The sequence below is a fragment of the Burkholderia sp. Ac-20365 genome, from assembly GCF_017104715.1.
Taxonomy (GTDB): domain Bacteria; phylum Pseudomonadota; class Gammaproteobacteria; order Burkholderiales; family Burkholderiaceae; genus Paraburkholderia.
Window position 1 is genome coordinate 152,061 of the sequence record NZ_JAAGPI010000002.1, and the last position, 17,146, is coordinate 169,206.

The window sequence follows — 17,146 nt, forward strand, 5'->3', positions numbered from 1 at the left end:
CACTTGCGCTCGTTTTTGTGCCCGGCACGGCGCACAATGCGGGCATGAACGAAGACACTCCCATCCCGCAGGACGGCCACGCCGTTCCCTTCGCCCGGCTCACGCCGGAAGTCGTGCTCGACGCGCTCGATAGCGTGCTCGACACCGTCGGCGTACGCACGGACGGGCGCATGCTGCCCCTCAACAGTTACGAAAACCGCGTGTATCAGGTCGGCGTCGAAGACGGGCCGCCTGTCGTCGCGAAGTTTTACCGGCCGCAACGCTGGACGGACGAAGCGATTCTCGAAGAGCACGCGTTCGTCGGGGAACTGTTCGCGCGCGAAATTCCCGCCGTGCCGGCGCGCACGTTCAACGGCCAGACGTTGCATACGTTCGACGGCTTTCGCTTCTCGATCTTCGAGCGGCGCGGCGGCCGCGCGCCCGATCTCGACCGCAAGGACACGCTCGAATGGCTGGGGCGGTTTATCGGGCGCATTCATGCTGTCGGGCAAACGGTGGACTACACGGCGCGTCCGACGCTGAACATCCAGACCTTCGGTTACGAGCCGCGCGACTATCTGCTCGCGCAAGGCTTCGTGCCCGCCGATGTGCGCACCGCATGGGAAGCCGCTGTGAACATGGCGCTGCAAGGCGTCGAGCAGGCATTCGAACAGGCTGGCGACGTGCGCCAGTTGCGCATGCACGGCGACTGTCATCCGAGCAATGTGCTGTGGACCGACGCAGGCCCGCATTTCGTCGATTTCGACGACAGCCGCATGGGGCCGGCCATTCAGGATCTCTGGTTGCTGCTGCCGGGCGAGCGCCAGGAAGCATCGCGCGCGTTGACTGATCTATTGGCGGGTTATGAGGACTTCTGCGAGTTCGATCAGCGCGAGCTGTATCTGATCGAAGCGTTGCGTACGCTGAGGCTGATTCACTACTCCGCGTGGCTCGCGCGCCGCTGGGACGATCCGGCATTTCCCGTCGCGTTTCCGTGGTTCAACACGCAGCGCTACTGGGAAGACCGCATTCTCGAATTGCGCGAGCAAATCGGCGCGATGCAGGAAGGGCCGCTCTGGCCCGTATGATCTTTGTGCGTGAGTGAGTCGTCAGTCCGCAGGTCGCGCCGTGCGGTCTGGCGATTCGGCGATCACACGCGGCGCAGCGGGCGCCGTCGTTACATTGCTGCCTGCGAGTGTCGAACGCACGATGACTTGCGCGCGCACGTCGCGGCCAATCGTTTCGATGCCCGCGCGCATCTGCGTGAATTCTTCCGGCGAGCAGACCTCGCTGCCAAAGCGCGTGAAACCATCGCGCGTCACGGTGATGACATTCGCGACCGAATCGTACGAATAGGTCGAGCGATAGTCGATGAAGCGGTCCTGCGCCGCCATCGCTTCCGGCATGTCGAGCACGCGGAAGTTCGCGGGCAGTGCAATGCGCGTGCGCTCGTGCAGCTCGACATTGCGGCACACGAAAGGCTGCGTGCGCTGCCGCTCGCCGAGCCAGTAGCGCGCATCCGACTGAAACCCGCCGACGAAGCTCGTCAGCGCCGGAATCGATGCCGCAGTGCCCGGCACGACGAAGTCTTCGAGCTTGCCCTTCATCGTGAGCGACAGCGGGCCATCCGTTGCGTTGAGGTTGCTGGTCGACAGCGTTGCCGTGCCTGAGAGGTTCGCGAAGCGCAGCTCCGCCTGCAGCGATTCTTCGCGCTGCGCGGGCGTTTGCATCCGCAGCAGCGCGCGGCCCTGTTCGGCCGCCCAGCCTGCCGATTCCAGCCGGTAGACGAAGCTTGCCGAGCCGTCGGATGCGACGTTGATCGAGAGGTCCGTGGTGCGCGACATCGTCGCCGCCGCGGGCGTGCGCGATATGACGCCCTGATTCACGAGTACGACGGGGCGGTTCATGTCGGTGGATGGCAGATAGCCGAACTCGACGTTCGGCGCGGTCGAATCGGCGTAAAGTTGCAAGTCGGGCAGCCAGGTAATCACGTGATTCAGCACGCCATAGCCGGGTACGTCCGGCAGCGTGTAGATCGTGCCGCTGCTGATCAGCGCAGGTTCGTTGCGGATGCCGACGGCGTCGAGCAGCGCACCGTACAGCGCGACGTGATCCTTGCAGTCGCCGTAGCGCAACGTGAGGATGTCCGTCGCGCGATGCGGCACGACCGCGCCGCGTCCGATGTTGACCGCGACGTAGCGCACGTTCTTGCGCACCCAGTCGTAGAGCGTTTTTGCTTTTGCGCGCGGCGTCTGGTCGGCGGCGGTGAGCGAGCGGGCCAGGCCGATGAGGGTTGGATCGCCGACACTCGTATCGACTGCCGATTCACGGTACGTCGCGGCGAAGGCGGCGTAGTCGGGAAACGTCGACACCATCAGCCGGTCGCCGTAGCTCACGTACGCGATCGATCCATATTCGAGCCGCGCGAAATGCGCCTTGTCGTAGCGGAATTCGTAGCGCGTGCGGCCATTTTGCGTCGACGGCGGCAGCGCGACGAAGCCGTGCGCGTCGGCGTAAAGCGGCTTGTCGGCGGGCAGATCGTAGACAAGGCGGAAGTTGTGCGTCGGCGCGAGGTCGGGCGGCGTGAAGTCGCTGAACTGGCCGGGCACGATCGGCTGCTTCTGCGTCTTCCGATACTTCAGGTGCACGCGCGCGCCCGGTTCGACGGCGGGAAACACGATCACCTTTTCGAGGATGTCCTGGAACATCGGCGCATCGAACGAACGCGCCTCCTGCACGTCGTGGATCTGCTCGGGACGCACGTCGTGGCGAGTGCCGTCGGCGGACATCGTGTACGCCTCGAGGATGTCCACGCTCGCCATGTTGCGGTTGAACCAGATGTAGTACTGCGCGACCCGCGCGACGCCTGCCTCGTTATTCACGCGCAGCGTCATTTCGTCGAGCTTCGTGTAAGAGCCGTCCGCGTTCACCGTGAAGGTCTGGGTTTCGCGCTCGTTGGTGTAGGGCTCGACGGGCGCGGCGGCGGCTGCGTTGAGCGTCGTCAGGCCTGTATTGCCGGGCGCTTCGCCGCCGGCGTGGGCTGCGCCCGCGCAAAGGGCGCAGCAGGCCATCGCGATTCGGAAGATCGTGAGCAGGCGCATGGGGAGTCAGGCGTCCGAAGGAATTGGTCTAGTTCTGTCTGGTTCTCTCGCATCCCACAGTTCAAAGTCATGCGACGTTTGTGTCAAGCGGGCCGACCGCACATAACGGCGCGATCTCTTCCAGATTCACAACAAAATTGTCGGGATTGAAAGAATTCGCATTCTATGTAATGATAGTCATTCTCATCTGAAGGGCGTCGCCAGCTTTACGTCATCTTCTCCTCGTGACGGGCCAGCCAGCTCTTCGATGGTTCTCCTGCATTTGCCCGGGATGCCAAAGCCGACCCTCAACCGTTGACAGGCGCGCTTCGGGCTTGCGTCCTTCCGTTCCGGAACGACATTTCCAGTTTTCAATCAACGTTGCTGCCTGCCGGCGACGCACGACCCGTTTTTGCCAGGACCACGATGAACGCGCCCGAAACGATCGACCTGAAGCCTGCCGCCCGCACGGGCACGCGGCCCGCCGCCGTCCAGCAGCTGGATGCCGGCGAACTGGCCGCACGGCGCCAGCGCTCGCGGCGCGCGAATTTCATCAAGTGGCTGCGCAAGGTGCACGGCTGGGTCGGGCTATGGGGCGCCGTGCTCGGGATGCTGTTCGGCGTGACAGGGTTCCTGCTGAATCACCGCGCGGGGCCGCTGAAGGTGTCGTCGGGCGAGCCGCAGGTCGAGCAGTTGCAGATCGCGCTGCCGCAGAAGGGCTTCAGGTCGCCCAATGAGATGGCGCACTGGCTGAAGGACGAACTGCATATCGACGGCAAGCCGGGCAGGGCGCGCCGCGAGCCCGCGCATCCGGTTGCATGGGGCGATCAAAGCGCGGTGCAGCCGGAGTTCTGGCAGATCGCGATTGCCGCGCCGGGACAGAACGTTCAGGCCGAGTATTGGGTGGGCAACGGCTTCGTATCGGTGAAACGCACGCAAAACTCGTTCATGGGCACGATGAACAACCTGCACAAGGGCGTCGGGTTGAGCGTTGGCTGGGTGCTGCTGATCGATACGATTGCGGGCAGTCTGATCTTGCTGTCGCTGACGGGTGTTCTGCTGTGGACGGAACTGAACAAGCGGCGCACGGTGGGGGCTGTGCTGGTGGTTGGGTCGATTGCGGCGGCGGTGGTGTGTGGGTTGATGTGAGTGCGAACGACGCAGCGTTCAACGCCTCGTCCACAGATGCCTGTTAATCGTCTTGAGCATCTTCGCGTATCAGATCCTGGATCTGAGCAAAGTTGGTGATTTTCACCTCACCTTCTGGAAAGCGCGCGATGACTTCCAGCTCGCCGCCTAGCGCCCGGATGTGATCGCGTAGGGTCGAAATGTACATGTCCGTGCGCTGTTCGAGTTTGGCGATGCTGGGTTGCTTGACGTTAAGCCGCTTCGCGAGCGCCTCCTGTGAGAGGCCGCGAGCGCGTCGCAAGTCATGCAAGGGCATTTCCGCGCGAAGTTTGTCCGCGAGAGCCTTCGAGCGTGCGCGGGATTCCGGGGACATGGTTGCGCGCAGCTCTTCATACTTTCTTGCCATCTTTGTCTTCCCTGTGTTCCAACTGCATCAGATGCAACCGATAAAGAATCTCGGCGGCACATTCTGATCGTACCAACGGTCATGTCCGGTTTTGTCGCCACCCAAAAGAAGAACAGCGACGCGACGCGGATCGAACGCGTGGAGCACCCGATATGGTCTGCCTCTATGCTGAATCCTTAGCTCTCTCAAATTGCCAGACCGTGAGCCGAAGATGTGGCTCGAAGTGGAAAGTGCAGATGCGGGCCAGCCTCTTCGAGCAAATCGATAGCCGCATCGACCGACTCCCTTTCCGCCTCTCTCAACCCTTCCCACCACGCCTGAAATGCATCGGTGTACTCAACTTCCCAAGTCATCGAAAATATAGCCTCCAAGGAATATTCCGTCAAGGGAATAACTGGGGCGCGGAGCAAGCCGCCGCGATGGCGTCATGGCATCCGCAAATAATTCGATGCTAGGGATCGGAGAGACCCGGCGACACTCAGCCGAATGGCTAGAGCCGGATCAGATGAGTTGGCCGCGAACAGGCAAAGCTCGCGGCCAGAAGAAGTTAATCGGGAATACTACAAGCCGCTCCACCACTCGCCGCAATCTCCCGCGCTGCCTTCGCGCCTTCGACCTGCAACAGCGTCGGCAGCGACACACCATTCTTCGCCGCCGTCACCTCAGCGAGAATCGACACTGCAATCTCAGGCGGCGTCCTGCTGCCGATATAAATCCCAACCGGCCCATGCAGCCGCACGAGTTCCGTCTCGGTGAGATCGAACTCCTTGAGCCGTTCGCGCCGCGCCGCATTGTTGCGCCGCGAGCCCAACGCTCCGACATAAAACGCGGGCGTCTTCAACGCTTCCATCAGCGCGAGATCATCGAGCTTCGGATCATGCGTCAGCGCGATCACCGCGCACCGCTCATCGAGCTTCATGTCGAGCACGGTATCGTCGGGCATCGTGCGCACGACTTTCGTGCCGGGCACGTCCCATTCGTCCGTGTACTCTTCGCGCGGATCGCACACCGTCACCTGATAATCGAGCCCGACCGCGATCGCGCACAGATAGCGCGACAGCTGCCCCGCGCCGATCACGAGCATCCGGTAGCGCGGCCCGTGTATCGTCAGCAGACGCTCACCGTTGAAATCGACGCCATCCGTCGCTTGTGCGGGCCCAATACGCGCGGCACCCGTTTCCATATCGAGCGTGCGCGCAACGAGCCGCCCGTCTTCGACGGCATCGCACAGTTCGGCCATGCCGCTCGCCTTCGTCAAAGGCTCCAGCACGAGCTGGATCGTCCCGCCGCAAGGCAAGCCGAAACGGTGCGCCTCTTCCGCCGTGATGCCGTATTTGACGGCCTCGGGTTTCGTCTGCTCGATGCCGCGCTGACGCACGCGATCGATCAGATCGTCCTCGATACAGCCGCCCGACACCGAACCCACGACAGTGCCATCGTCACGCACGACAAGCATCGCGCCTTCGGGACGCGGCGACGAGCCCCACGTCTTCACTACTGTCACGAGTAGCGCGCGATGTCCCTGATCGAGCCAGCGCGCGCTGGACTTCAGGACTTCGAGATCCACGCTGTCCATGATTTCTTCCTCTTCGTTTCCTCGCCACTGCCGTCAGTGGCGCCTTCGCTTTCATCGGCAGGACTCGCAGTGTCGCCCGAAATAATTGTTTCTGCCTGCGCGTTGTCATTGCCGCCCGTCAGCTGCTCGCCGAAACGCCTGAAAAACTCGCCCGCAAGCTTGCGCGCCGCGCCATCGACGAGCCGCGAGCCGATCTGCGCGAGCTTGCCGCCGACCTGCGCCGTCGCCGTGTAGGTGAGCTTCGTCGCGTCGTCGCCTTCGGGTTCGAGCTTCACATGCGTCTGCCCTTTGCCGAAACCCGCTGCGCCGCCCTGACCTTCGAACACGATCGTGTAGGTGTGAGGCGCGTCGATATCGGTGAGTTCCATGCGGCCCTTGAAGCGCGCTTTCACCGGGCCGACGGACGCGCTCAACGCGACGGCGTACGCGTTCTCGCCATCCGGCTCGATGCTGTCGCAGCCGGGAATCGACGCGCGCAGGATTTCCGTGTCGTTGAGCGCTTCCCACGCCTTCTGTTGCGGCACGGGCAGCGTGTAGGTTTCGGTCAGCTCCATGACGTTGCTCCTCCAGATATCGCGGCGCGCGCGGCATCGCGGGACACGCGCGTCAGTTGCGCGAGATCGCGGCCGAACGCGGCCAGGCTGTCGAGATTGTGAACGGGCTTGTGCGCATCGACGAACGGCAGCATCGCCTGCACGCCGCGCGCCTTCGGTGAAAACTCGCGGTAACGCAGCAGCGGATTGAGCCACACGATGCGATGCGCAAAGCGGCGCAGGCGCGCCATTTCTGTTTCGAGGACATCGATCGCTTCGTGATCGAGACCATCCGTGACGAGCAGCACGGTTGCCCTGCCTGTCAGCACTCTGCGTGCCCAGCGACGGTTGAATTCGGCGAGCGCCGCGCCGATGCGCGTGCCGCCCGACCAGTCGACCACCTGATCCGCGAGCGCCGCAATCGCGACATCGGGATCGCGTTCCTTTAGCGCGCGCGTTGCGTTGGTGAGGCGCGTGCCGAACAGGAACACTTGCAGCCGCTCGCGTGACTGCAGCAGCGCGTGGCAGAAATACAGCACGGCGCGCGAGTAATTGCTCATCGAGCCGGAAATGTCGAGCAGCAGCACGAGCGGCGGCTTGCGTGCGACGACGGCGCGATACTTCCACACGGTCCAGTCGCCGCCTGCGCGCACCGCATGCCGTGCGCTCGCGCGCAGATCGGCATGCGTGCCGCGCGAGGACGCTTTCAACCGGCGTGTCGGCTCCATCGCGAGCGGCAGTCGCTGCGCGCGTATCAGATGGCGAAGCGTGCGCCATTCGTCCGCGCTCAACGTATCGAAATCGCGATGACGCAGGCGCTCTTCGGCGCTGAACGTCACATGCGCATGCAGTTCCTGGCGGTCTTTTTCTGAGGATTGCGCGTTGTGCTTGCGTTGCTTCGCGTGATGCGCGGCCAGCGCATCGGCGAGCCGGTTATTGCGCTTCGGCGGCGGCAAGCCGTCTGTCACCTTCGGTAGCAGCAGCGCGCGCAGCTTGCCTTCCCAATCGGGATCGCGCCAGAAGAGATCGAACGCGGCATTGAAGAGTTCGCGCTCGTCGGGCGCGCAGACGAGCAACGCCGCAAGCGCTGCACGCACATCGTCGCGCCGGTCGAGATCGATCCAGCGCAATGCTTCGAGCGCATCGACGGCCTGCGCGGGCGACATCGGCAAACCCGCGCCGCGCAGCAGCCGCACAAAATGCACGACGTTGCGCGCGAGTGTCGCAGAGCCGGAGTCGCAGGCGGGCAGCATCGACGTCACTCCGTCGCGGCAAGACACTGCCGGATCTGGTCGGCGTCGAAGCGCGCGAGGTCGTCCTGATACTTGAGCAGCACGCCGAGCGTGTCCTGCACCGATTGCGGATCGAGTTCCGTGACGGTCAACGCGGCGAGCGCGCGACACCAGTCGATCGTCTCCGCGATGCCCGGCGCCTTGAACAGATCCATGCCGCGCAGCCGATGCACGAAATCGACGGCACGCCTTTGCAGCGCTTCGCCTGTTTCGGGCGCGCGCGCCGCGACGATCGCAAGCTCCCGCTCGCGTTCGGGATAACCGATCCATTGATACAGACAGCGGCGCTTCAGCGCGTCATGCACTTCGCGCGTGCGATTCGACGTCATCACCACCAACGGCGGATGCTCGGCCCGCACGGTGCCGTATTCGGGAATCGACACCTGAAAATCCGACAGCAGTTCGAGCAGGAATGCTTCGAACGGTTCGTCGGCGCGATCGATTTCGTCGATCAGCAGCACGCGCCGCGCGCCCGGATGATGTTCGTCGGGCATGAGCGCCTGCAGCAGCGGACGCTTCAACAGAAACTCGCTGCGATACAGCGTGCTGTTGTCGGGCTTCTCACCCGACACTTCCGCGAGCCGCAGCGCCATGATCTGCCGCGGATAGTCCCACTCATACAGCGCGCTCGCGGTATCGAGTCCTTCATAGCATTGCAGCCGCAGCATCGACGTGCCGAGCATGCCTGCCGCCGCCTTCGCGAGTTCCGTCTTGCCGACGCCCGGTTCGCCTTCGACAAACAGCGGCCGCTCCATTCGCAGCGCGAGATATAGCGCGGTCGCCAGTTCGCGGCTCGCGAAGTAGCCTTGCGCGGTGAGCTGGCTGAGAGTGTCGTCGATGGAAGCGGGCTGCATGGTTCTCCCTGCACGGACAAAACCGGGCAACGAAGGCAACGAAGGGGCCCGGACGCGTCGGGCCCCGTAATGCTCAAACGCTTCGCGGCCCGGCGCTTCCGCTATCCGTTCGCCGCCCGCACCGCGCGCGCCGTCAGCACGGGAATCAGATGAGCGCGATATTCGGCGCTCGCGTGCAGGTCGGTGTTGAGGTCGTCGGGTGCGATCGTCACGCCGCGCGCGGCGGCTTCCGTGAAGTTCGCGGAGAGCGCGTTCTCCATGTCCGTCGCGCGAAACACCGATGGCGCCGCGCCCGTGATCGCCACGCGCACGCCGTTCGCTGTCTTCGCGACGAACACCCCCGTCAACGCGAAGTGCGATGCCGGATTCCTGAACTTCTCGTAGGCGGCTTTCTCGGGCACGGGAAACTCGACGGCGACGATCAGCTCGTCGGGCTGCAACGCGGTTTCATACATACCGACGAAGAAGTCCGCAGCGGAGATGCGCCGCCGGTCGGTGACAACCGTTCCATCGAGACCGAGCACGGCAGCCGGATAATCCGCCGCCGGATCGTCGTTCGCGATCGAGCCGCCGATCGTCCCAAGGGAGCGCACCTGCCGGTCGCCGATATGCCCTGCGAGAAACGCAAGCGCGGGCAACACACGCTGAACGTCCGCGTTGTTCGCCACATCCGCGTGACAGACGGCCGCGCCGATCGTCACCCTGGTCGGCTCGACGCGAATCTCCTTCAATTGCGGAATGCGCGTGACGTCGATCAGTTGCGATGGTTGCGCGAGACGCAGGCGCATGGTCGGCAGCAGGCTTTGTCCGCCTGCCAGAAACTTCGCTTCACCGTCGGAAGCCAGCGCGGCGACGGCGGCTTTCGGATCGGCTGCACGTTGATAGTTGAATGTGTACATGTCGGCCTCCGCTTACGGACGTGCTGATTGAGCAGCGTGAATGGCGGACCACACGCGATGCGGCGTGGCGGGCATTTGCAGATCCTTGACGCCGAGCGGCGCGAGCGCATCGATGATCGCGTTGATCACGGCGGGCGGCGAGCCGATCGCGCCCGCTTCGCCGCAGCCTTTCACGCCGAGCGGATTGTGCGTGCACGGCGTGCCTTTCGCGGTTTCGACGGTGAACGACGGCAGATCGGACGCATGCGGCATCGCGTAATCCATGTACGAGCCCGACAGCAACTGACCGCTTTCGTTGTCGTACACGCAGCGCTCGAGCATCGCCTGACCGATGCCCTGACCGAGGCCGCCATGCACCTGTCCTTCGACGATCATCGGATTGATCACGTTGCCGAAGTCATCCACAGCCGTGAAGCGCTCGATGCGCGTCTCGCCCGTGTCCACATCGACTTCGACTTCGCAGATATACGCGCCCGCCGGATAGGTGAAGTTGGTCGGATCGTAGAACGCGCTCTCGTCGAGGCCCGGCTCGAGCTTGTCGAGCGGATAGTTGTGCGGCACGTACGCGGCGAGCGATACGTCGGCGAAGGTCTTCGTGCGGTCGGTGCCGGCGACGCGGAACGTGCCGTCCTTGAACTCGATGTCATCCGCCGATGCTTCGAGCAGATGCGCCGCGATCTTCTTCGCTTTCGATTCGATCTTGTCGAGCGCCTTCATGATCGCCGAGCCACCGACGGCAATCGAACGCGAGCCGTACGTGCCCATGCCGAACGGAATGCGCCCGGTATCGCCGTGCACGATGTCGATGTTCTCGATCGGCACGCCGAGGCGGTCGGACACGACTTGCGCGAAAGTCGTCTCGTGACCCTGGCCGTGACTGTGCGAGCCCGTGAAGACGGTCACGGAACCGGTCGGATGCACGCGCACTTCGCCCGCTTCGAACAGGCCCGCACGCGCACCGAGCGCGCCGGCTATGTTCGACGGCGCGAGTCCGCACGCTTCGATGTAGCACGAGTAGCCAAGCCCGCGCCGCTTGCCGTTCTTCTCCGATTCCTGTCTGCGAGCGGCGAAGCCTTTGACGTCTGCGAGTTCCATCGCGCGGTCGAGACACGGCTCGTAGTCGCCCGTGTCGTACGTGAGACCGACGGGCGTCGCGTACGGGAACGTGCGGATGAAGTTGCGTCGGCGGATTTCGGCGGGGTCCATGTTCATGTCGCGCGCAGCCGTTTCCACAAGACGCTCGACCACGTAAGTGGCTTCAGGCCGACCTGCGCCGCGATAGGCATCGACGGGAACCGTGTTTGTGAAGACAGCCTTCACTTCGGCGTAGATCGCGGGCGTCGCGTACTGGCCCGCGAGCAGCGTCGCGTACAGGATGGTCGGCACGCTGGAGGCGAACGTCGACAGATAGGCGCCCATGTTGGCGATCGTGTGAACGCGCATCGCGAGGAACTTGCCGTCGGCGTCCATCGCGAGTTCGGCTTTCGTCACGTGATCGCGGCCGTGCGCGTCTGAAATGAATGCTTCGGAACGCTCGGCCGTCCACTTCACCGGACGGCGGATTTTCTTCGACGCCCATGTCAGCGCGACGTCTTCCGCGTACAGGAAAATCTTCGAACCGAAGCCGCCGCCCACGTCAGGCGCAACCACGCGCACTTTCGATTCCGGCAGCGACAGCACGAACGCCGCCATCAGCAGCCTTTCGACGTGCGGATTCTGGTTCGCCACGTACACCGTGTAGCTGTCGTCCTGCGGCGCGTAGCTGGCGTTGACCGCGCGCGGCTCGATCGCGTTCGGAATGAGGCGGTTATTGACGATGTCGAGCGTCGTCACGTGATGGGCTTTGGCGAACGCGGCATCCGTCGCCGCCTTGTCGCCGTGGCCCCATGTGTAGCAGGTGTTGTCGGGCACATCGTCGTGCACGGCGGGCTGGCCGGCGTCGGCGGCGTGCGTGGTGTCGATCACGGCGGGCAATTCGCCGTAATCGACTTCGATCAGTTCGGCGGCATCTTTGGCGGCCTTCACCGAATCGGCGATCACGAGCGCGACCTGGTCGCCGACGTGGCGCACTTTCGTATGCGCAATCACGGGATGCGGCGGCTCATGCATCGGCGTGCCGTCGATGCTGTGAATCAGCCAGCCGCACGGCAATCCGCCGACGTTTTCAGCGGCGAGATCGGCGCCGGTGAAAATCGCGACGACGCCGGGTGACTGTTTTGCCGCCGTCGTGTCGATGCTTTTGATGCGCGCGTGTGCGTGCGGCGAGCGCAGGAACACAGCGTAGGTTTGAGCGGGCAGGACGATATCGTCGGTGTACTGGCCGTTGCCCGTGAGGAAGCGATAGTCTTCCTTGCGCTTGACGGGCATGCCCACCATGCGGTGTGAATCGGGTGCGTTCATGGCGGGCTCCTCAGACGGTCGTGGTGGCTTTCTGCGACGCGCCGGCATTCATGCCGTCAGCGCCCTGAAGCACTGCCTTGACGATGTTGTGGTAGCCCGTACAGCGGCACAGGTTGCCGTCGAGCTGACGGCGCACGTCGTCTTCCGAGAGGTTTGGCTGGATATTGACCAGTGCGGTGGCGCTCATCACCATGCCTGGCGTGCAGAACCCGCACTGCAGGCCGTGGCATTCGCGGAACGCGGCCTGCATAGGATGCAGTTCGCCGTTCTTCGACAGCCCTTCGATGGTGGTGATGTCCTGGCCCTCGGCCTGGACGGCGAGCATGTTGCAGGACTTGATCGCGCGGCCGTTCAGATGCACGGTGCACGCGCCGCATTGCGCGGTATCGCAGCCGACGTGAGTGCCCGTCAGGCGTAGCTGTTCTCGAAGAAACTGGACAAGCAGGGTGTGCGGCTCGACGTTCGCGGTAACGGGTGAACCGTTCACCGTCAGACTGATGCTGATCGCCATGAACTGTCTCCTAGGGGACGCCCTTGTATTGAGCCCCGGATGGGGCGAGACCGGCTCGGGCCCGTTTTTACCTTTCTTACCGCTTCGCCTGCTGGGAGGGTCCGGTACGGTTGGGTTCTGGTTTTTTGTTTTTTTGTTTTGTTGCTGTGCTTTGTTGCTGTGCTTTGTTGCTTGCGTTGAAAAGTAAAACACAAAAAACGGGAGGCGGCTATTGGGGGGATGTGCCTCCGGCGGTTTTGGGTTTTGGTTTTTGGTGTTTGCGACTCTGGGGTGGTTTGCTTCTGTTTTGCGCTGGCATCCGCGTTAGCGCCTACGCGGCGCAAGCGTTGCCCCTGTGCGGGGCGGCACTTACTTTCTTTGCCGCCGCAAAGAAAGTAAGCAAAGAAAGCGGGCTAACACCGCCAGCTCTTGTTTCTGCCTGAGGGCCCCCCACGGTTCTTATCCTTCATACGGCAACCTGCTCCCACACGTTCGTTGCAATCGCATCTTTCAAGCGCCTCACCCACGTCGCCCGCCCGCACATGAGCCAGCGGCAGCGATCGTTTGCGGCCGTCCAGGTGGCAAACTGTGTGTAGGTCGTAGTGCTTCACCCGTCGGCGCTCTTACGACACCGATCGTGCTTTCGAGCCGTAACCTTGGTGTTCAGTCCGGAGTGGAGCGCGTATGTCGCGAAAGCCGACACACAGTTTGCCGCTATAGAACGTGCGCGATGCGATCGCGCCTGTGGCGACGCGGGAGTGTGAAGCGGGTGAGGCGCCGATTCAAGGCGCTGGCAACGGGCGTCGAGAAGAGCGACGCCGCATGAAGGAGAGGACCCGTTGGGGGCCCTCAGGCAGAAACAAGAACTGGCGGTGTTCAGCGGCTTTCTTTTGCCTACTTTTCTTTGCCGCGGCAAAGAAAAGTAGGTGCCGCCCCGCACAGGGGCGACGCGTGAAGCAGGCAAGACAAAACGCGGATGCCAGCGAAACGACAAGCAAACCACCCCAGCGCCGCACGGCAAAAAGACCCTCAATGCGCCAGTTTCGACCGCTTCCGCGAATACCCAAAATAAACAGCCATCCCCACCACCAGCCAGATCACAAACGCAATCCAGGTAACCTTGCTGAGATTCAGCATCAAGAAAAGGCAAGAAGCGACAGCAAGAATGGGCACAACAGGCACCCCCGGGCACCTGAAAGCCCGAGGCAAATCAGGATGCGTGCGCCGCAGCACAAGCACCGCGATAGACACCATCGAGAAAGCCGCCAGCGTGCCGATATTGATCAGCTCAGCGAGCACATTCAACGGCACAAGCGCGCCAATCAGCCCAAACACAATCCCCACAATCCACGTCGTAGCAAACGGCGTAGCAAACCGCGGATGCACCTTGGAAAGCGCCGCAGGCAACAACCCATCCCGCGACATCGCGAAAATCACCCGCGTCTGACCGTAAGCCATCACCAGAATCACCGTCAGCATGCCAAGCACGGCGCCAAGATCGATAAACCCGGCAACCCAGTTCTGACCGGCAACCTGCAACGCGTACGACACAGGATGCGAAATATTCGCGAACTGCGCCGACGGCACGATCCCCGTCACCACCGCCGCCACGGCGACATACAGCACCGCACACACGCCCAGCGACGCAATAATCCCGATCGGCAGATCGCGCTTCGGGTTCTTCACCTCCTCAGCCGCCGACGACACCGAATCGAAGCCGATAAACGCAAAGAACATCACCGCCGCCGCGCCGAACACGCCGCTCATCCCGTTCGGCATGAACGGATGCCAGTTCTCCGGCTTCACATGGAACACGCCGACGGCAATCACCAGCAACACCACCGTCACCTTGATCGCGACCATCAGGTTGTTCACCCGCGTCGATTCGCGAATGCCGACGGACAGCAGCGCGGTAATCGCCATCATCACGAGGAAGGCGGGCAGGTTGAACAGCGTCTCGTGACCGGGCAGCGCGCCAGGCGCGGCCGTCAGCGCAACCGGCAGCGACACGCCGAAGCCCGACAGCAGCGACTGCAGATACCCCGACCAGCCCACCGACACCGCCGACGTCGCCAGCCCATACTCCAGCATCAGATCCCAGCCGATGATCCACGCGGCCAGTTCACCAAGCGTCGCGTACGAATACGTGTAGATCGAGCCGGCGACGGGAATCGTCGACGCGAATTCCGCGTACGCGAGCGCCGCGAAGCCGCACGCAATGGCCGCGAAGATGAACGACAGCATCAGCGCCGGGCCGGCCTGAACCGCGCCCGTACCCGTCAGCACGAAAATGCCGGTGCCGATGATGGCGCCGACGCCGAGAAAGGTGAGATCGAGCGCGCCGAGCGCTTTCTTCAGGCCGGCAGCCTGCGCGCCGGCGATCATGTGCTCGACGTTCTTCTTGCGAAAGAGGGACATTTGGCGGGGTCTCCTGTGAAGCACGCGTATGGGCGCGCCCAATGTCGGGGAAAACCCGCAATTTTAGCGGAAGTGGGCCGCAAGGCCTTTCGTGGTGCACAACAACTGGGCGCCGCGAGTGCGGCGCGCACCTGTCACGACATCAGACGGTCATCGCCGGATTCAGGTCGACGAGGCGGTTGCTCATCACGTAGAAGGTGAGTTCGGCGTTGTTGCGCAGCTTCATTTTCTCGAGCAGCCGCGTGCGATACACGCTCACCGTCTTCACCGACAGCGACAGCGCAATCGCGATGTCCGTCAGCCGCTTGCCCGACGCAAGCATGCACAGGGTCTGGTATTCGCGGTCGGAGAGCTTTTCGTGCGGCAACTGCTCGCCGTCGAAAGACACGTAATCGGCGAGCGCTTCCGCCATGGCCGGGCTTACGTATTTGCGGCCTGCCGCGACCTGCTGGATCGCGGCGATCATCTGCGTGGCGTCAACCGTCTTCGACAGATAGCCCGCCGCGCCGGCCTTCAATGCGCGTACCGCGTACTGGTCCTCGCGATACATCGAAAACATCAGCACGGGAACGCGCGGCAGCTTGCGTTTGAGGCGCTTGAGCACCTCGACGCCGTTCATGTCCGGCAACGAGATGTCGAGCAGGATCACGTCGTACACATGTCGCGATGCTTCCGTGAGCACCTCGCCACCCGTCTGCGCTTCAGCGACGTCGTCGGCGACGCCGCGGTCGATCAGCAGTTGCCGCACGCCCTGTCGAACGATGGCGTGGTCCTCGGCAATCAGAATACGCAGGCTCATAACGGTAAGTCAGTGTTCACTAACGGATCAGAAACGGGCCGTCACAGGCGGATCGCGGTGCGCCGCGCGCGTGGTCGCGACGCGTTGCCGAGCAGGGCTTTCCATGCAAAACGCGCGTGTACCGTCGTGCCGCGTGCCTCACCGGCGGGCGCGGCGACGCGCAACTCTCCGTCGAACGCATTGCAGCGCGCACGCATACCGGCCAGCCCGAACTTGCGCTCGTCGTCGCCGGCGTGCGGCGGAATGCCGACGCCGTCGTCGCTGACGACGATGCTCAGATGCTGCGCGGTCGCTTCGATGCGCATGTCGGCGCCCGACGCGCGCGCGTGCTTCGCGACGTTGTTGAGCGCTTCCTGGGCGACGCGGAACACGGCCAGCGAGGCATCGTCGGGAAGGCGCGTCAGGCGGGCATCGGCGGCACACACGAAGCTCATGCGCAGGCCGGTGCGAGCGGCGAAGCTGTTGGTCCAGTGCGACAGCGCGCTAACGATGCCCTTATCGAGCGTCGGCGCATGCAGATCGCCAACGGCCTGCTGCGCGGCTTCAGTGACCGCGTTCAGCGAGCGCTGCGCGGTTTCGAGGGCGGTGGTGCATTGAGGCGGGGCGTCGGCGGGCAGCCAGGTTTCGACGTTCGCGAGCGCGAAGCGCGCGGCCGTCAGTTCGGCGCCCAGGCCGTCGTGCAGTTCCTGCGCGACGTGGCGGCGCGTGGCTTCCTGCGACTGCATCAGTTCGGCCGACAGCTCGCGTACGCGAGCCTGCAGGCGTGCGAGTTCATCGGCGGATGTGGTGGGCGCGTTGCGGTCGGCAGCGATGACGGCCTTGCCCGGACGGCGGCGGCTCGCAGACGCAGCAGACGCGCGCTTGGCGTCGCCCGCGAGTGCCGCCGCGCCGTGCGCGTGCATCGACACCACGACCGACGTTTCCACAGCCGCGCTCACGACACGAATTGGCCGGCGTCATGGCGACGCACCGGCAGCATATAGACGATAGAACGCATGCGAACCCTGACCCCCAGATATGTCCGCCGCAGGAACTATCGCGACGGAAAAACGCTACGCCGTGACGTAACGCAATTTACATTCTGTAACAAATATAAGACAGTTTTGTTAATAGTCTGTCAAATGCAGCTGCGCTGGAATCATATCTTAAAAAAAGAAAAAATGCCCGTCCATATTGGCTTGCAGCGCAAAGTTAACGCAATAGTTGAGCCTTGTCGCTGAGTTTATGTCAGACAAATTCCTACATTCAAAGTTAACTTTGCAGCATCCAATTTGTAACCTGGTAAACGCCCG

General features: G+C 63.2%; 16 protein-coding genes. 3 read left to right on the forward strand and 13 right to left on the reverse strand.

The genetic code is table 11. The annotated features are described in order from the left end of the window. Positions 1–44: 44 nt before the first annotated feature. Entirely contained in the window at positions 45–1,067 is a 1,023-nt protein-coding gene (locus G3O01_RS04015) for a serine/threonine protein kinase (RefSeq protein WP_205803232.1), read from the forward strand. A 21-nt stretch (positions 1,068–1,088) separates the two neighbouring features. Here G3O01_RS04015 and G3O01_RS04020 read toward each other — a convergent pair whose 3' ends face one another. After that, entirely contained in the window at positions 1,089–3,080 is a 1,992-nt protein-coding gene (locus tag G3O01_RS04020) for a DUF3857 and transglutaminase domain-containing protein (RefSeq protein WP_205803233.1), read from the reverse strand. Positions 3,081–3,485: 405 nt separating this feature from the next. On the opposite strand from G3O01_RS04020, the gene G3O01_RS04025 reads away from it, so the two are divergent. Further along, a complete protein-coding gene (locus G3O01_RS04025; RefSeq protein ID WP_205803234.1) occupies positions 3,486–4,208 on the forward strand; it encodes a PepSY-associated TM helix domain-containing protein in 723 nt (240 codons plus the stop codon). 43 nt (positions 4,209–4,251) lie between these two features. Here G3O01_RS04025 and G3O01_RS04030 read toward each other — a convergent pair whose 3' ends face one another. The 9 genes from G3O01_RS04030 to G3O01_RS04070 form a co-directional block, all read right to left on the reverse strand. Continuing rightward, positions 4,252–4,593, reverse strand: coding sequence for an XRE family transcriptional regulator (locus G3O01_RS04030; RefSeq protein WP_205803235.1), 342 nt, complete (start codon positions 4,591–4,593; stop codon positions 4,252–4,254). Positions 4,594–4,620: 27 nt separating this feature from the next. Next, the gene (locus tag G3O01_RS04035; protein WP_346779150.1) at positions 4,621–4,908 is read right to left on the reverse strand and encodes a type II toxin-antitoxin system RelE/ParE family toxin; all 288 of its coding nucleotides are present in this window, start codon (positions 4,906–4,908) and stop codon (positions 4,621–4,623) included. A 232-nt stretch (positions 4,909–5,140) separates the two neighbouring features. Continuing rightward, entirely contained in the window at positions 5,141–6,169 is a 1,029-nt protein-coding gene (locus tag G3O01_RS04040) for an XdhC family protein (protein ID WP_205803236.1), read from the reverse strand. Next, complete coding sequence (locus tag G3O01_RS04045) at positions 6,142–6,723, reverse strand: carbon monoxide dehydrogenase subunit G (RefSeq protein ID WP_205803237.1); 582 nt, start codon at positions 6,721–6,723, stop codon at positions 6,142–6,144. Before G3O01_RS04045 ends, G3O01_RS04040 begins: the two co-directional genes overlap by 28 nt. Next, entirely contained in the window at positions 6,714–7,955 is a 1,242-nt protein-coding gene (locus G3O01_RS04050; RefSeq protein ID WP_205803238.1) for a VWA domain-containing protein, read from the reverse strand. Before G3O01_RS04050 ends, G3O01_RS04045 begins: the two co-directional genes overlap by 10 nt. Before the next feature lie 5 nt (positions 7,956–7,960). Continuing rightward, positions 7,961–8,848, reverse strand: a complete 888-nt coding sequence (locus G3O01_RS04055; protein WP_205803239.1) for a MoxR family ATPase — start codon at positions 8,846–8,848, stop codon at positions 7,961–7,963. A gap of 101 nt (positions 8,849–8,949) precedes the next feature. Continuing rightward, on the reverse strand, positions 8,950–9,747 hold the full coding sequence (locus G3O01_RS04060; protein ID WP_205803240.1) for a xanthine dehydrogenase family protein subunit M: 798 nt from the start codon (positions 9,745–9,747) through the stop codon (positions 8,950–8,952). A gap of 12 nt (positions 9,748–9,759) precedes the next feature. Then, positions 9,760–12,147: a xanthine dehydrogenase family protein molybdopterin-binding subunit gene (locus G3O01_RS04065; RefSeq protein WP_205803241.1), complete on the reverse strand. Its 2,388-nt coding sequence runs from the start codon at positions 12,145–12,147 to the stop codon at positions 9,760–9,762. Positions 12,148–12,157: 10 nt separating this feature from the next. Then, positions 12,158–12,658: a (2Fe-2S)-binding protein gene (locus G3O01_RS04070; RefSeq protein WP_205803242.1), complete on the reverse strand. Its 501-nt coding sequence runs from the start codon at positions 12,656–12,658 to the stop codon at positions 12,158–12,160. A gap of 110 nt (positions 12,659–12,768) precedes the next feature. Between G3O01_RS04070 and G3O01_RS04075 the strand changes: the two genes are divergently transcribed. After that, a complete protein-coding gene (locus tag G3O01_RS04075; RefSeq protein ID WP_205803243.1) occupies positions 12,769–13,080 on the forward strand; it encodes a hypothetical protein in 312 nt (103 codons plus the stop codon). 586 nt (positions 13,081–13,666) lie between these two features. Here G3O01_RS04075 and G3O01_RS04080 read toward each other — a convergent pair. From G3O01_RS04080 to G3O01_RS04090, 3 genes are all read right to left on the reverse strand, one after another. Then, entirely contained in the window at positions 13,667–15,055 is a 1,389-nt protein-coding gene (locus G3O01_RS04080) for an amino acid permease (protein WP_205803244.1), read from the reverse strand. 142 nt (positions 15,056–15,197) lie between these two features. Continuing rightward, a complete protein-coding gene (gene rqpR, locus G3O01_RS04085; RefSeq protein ID WP_205803245.1) occupies positions 15,198–15,854 on the reverse strand; it encodes a response regulator transcription factor RqpR in 657 nt (218 codons plus the stop codon). 41 nt (positions 15,855–15,895) lie between these two features. Beyond that, on the reverse strand, positions 15,896–16,780 hold the full coding sequence (locus G3O01_RS04090; RefSeq protein WP_346779151.1) for an ATP-binding protein: 885 nt from the start codon (positions 16,778–16,780) through the stop codon (positions 15,896–15,898). Positions 16,781–17,146 lie beyond the last annotated feature (366 nt).

What these genes read in the sequence shown, in the direction of transcription:
- G3O01_RS04015 (WP_205803232.1), top strand. Translation starts at nt 45, where the DNA reads ATGAACGAAGACACTCCCATCCCGCAGGACGGCCACGCCGTTCCCTTC.
- G3O01_RS04020 (WP_205803233.1), bottom strand. Translation starts at nt 3,080, where the DNA reads ATGCGCCTGCTCACGATCTTCCGAATCGCGATGGCCTGCTGCGCCCTT.
- G3O01_RS04025 (WP_205803234.1), top strand. Translation starts at nt 3,486, where the DNA reads ATGAACGCGCCCGAAACGATCGACCTGAAGCCTGCCGCCCGCACGGGC.
- G3O01_RS04030 (WP_205803235.1), bottom strand. Translation starts at nt 4,593, where the DNA reads ATGGCAAGAAAGTATGAAGAGCTGCGCGCAACCATGTCCCCGGAATCC.
- G3O01_RS04040 (WP_205803236.1), bottom strand. Translation starts at nt 6,169, where the DNA reads ATGGACAGCGTGGATCTCGAAGTCCTGAAGTCCAGCGCGCGCTGGCTC.
- G3O01_RS04045 (WP_205803237.1), bottom strand. Translation starts at nt 6,723, where the DNA reads ATGGAGCTGACCGAAACCTACACGCTGCCCGTGCCGCAACAGAAGGCG.
- G3O01_RS04050 (WP_205803238.1), bottom strand. Translation starts at nt 7,955, where the DNA reads ATGCTGCCCGCCTGCGACTCCGGCTCTGCGACACTCGCGCGCAACGTC.
- G3O01_RS04055 (WP_205803239.1), bottom strand. Translation starts at nt 8,848, where the DNA reads ATGCAGCCCGCTTCCATCGACGACACTCTCAGCCAGCTCACCGCGCAA.
- G3O01_RS04060 (WP_205803240.1), bottom strand. Translation starts at nt 9,747, where the DNA reads ATGTACACATTCAACTATCAACGTGCAGCCGATCCGAAAGCCGCCGTC.
- G3O01_RS04065 (WP_205803241.1), bottom strand. Translation starts at nt 12,147, where the DNA reads ATGAACGCACCCGATTCACACCGCATGGTGGGCATGCCCGTCAAGCGC.
- G3O01_RS04070 (WP_205803242.1), bottom strand. Translation starts at nt 12,658, where the DNA reads ATGGCGATCAGCATCAGTCTGACGGTGAACGGTTCACCCGTTACCGCG.
- G3O01_RS04080 (WP_205803244.1), bottom strand. Translation starts at nt 15,055, where the DNA reads ATGTCCCTCTTTCGCAAGAAGAACGTCGAGCACATGATCGCCGGCGCG.
- rqpR (WP_205803245.1), bottom strand. Translation starts at nt 15,854, where the DNA reads ATGAGCCTGCGTATTCTGATTGCCGAGGACCACGCCATCGTTCGACAG.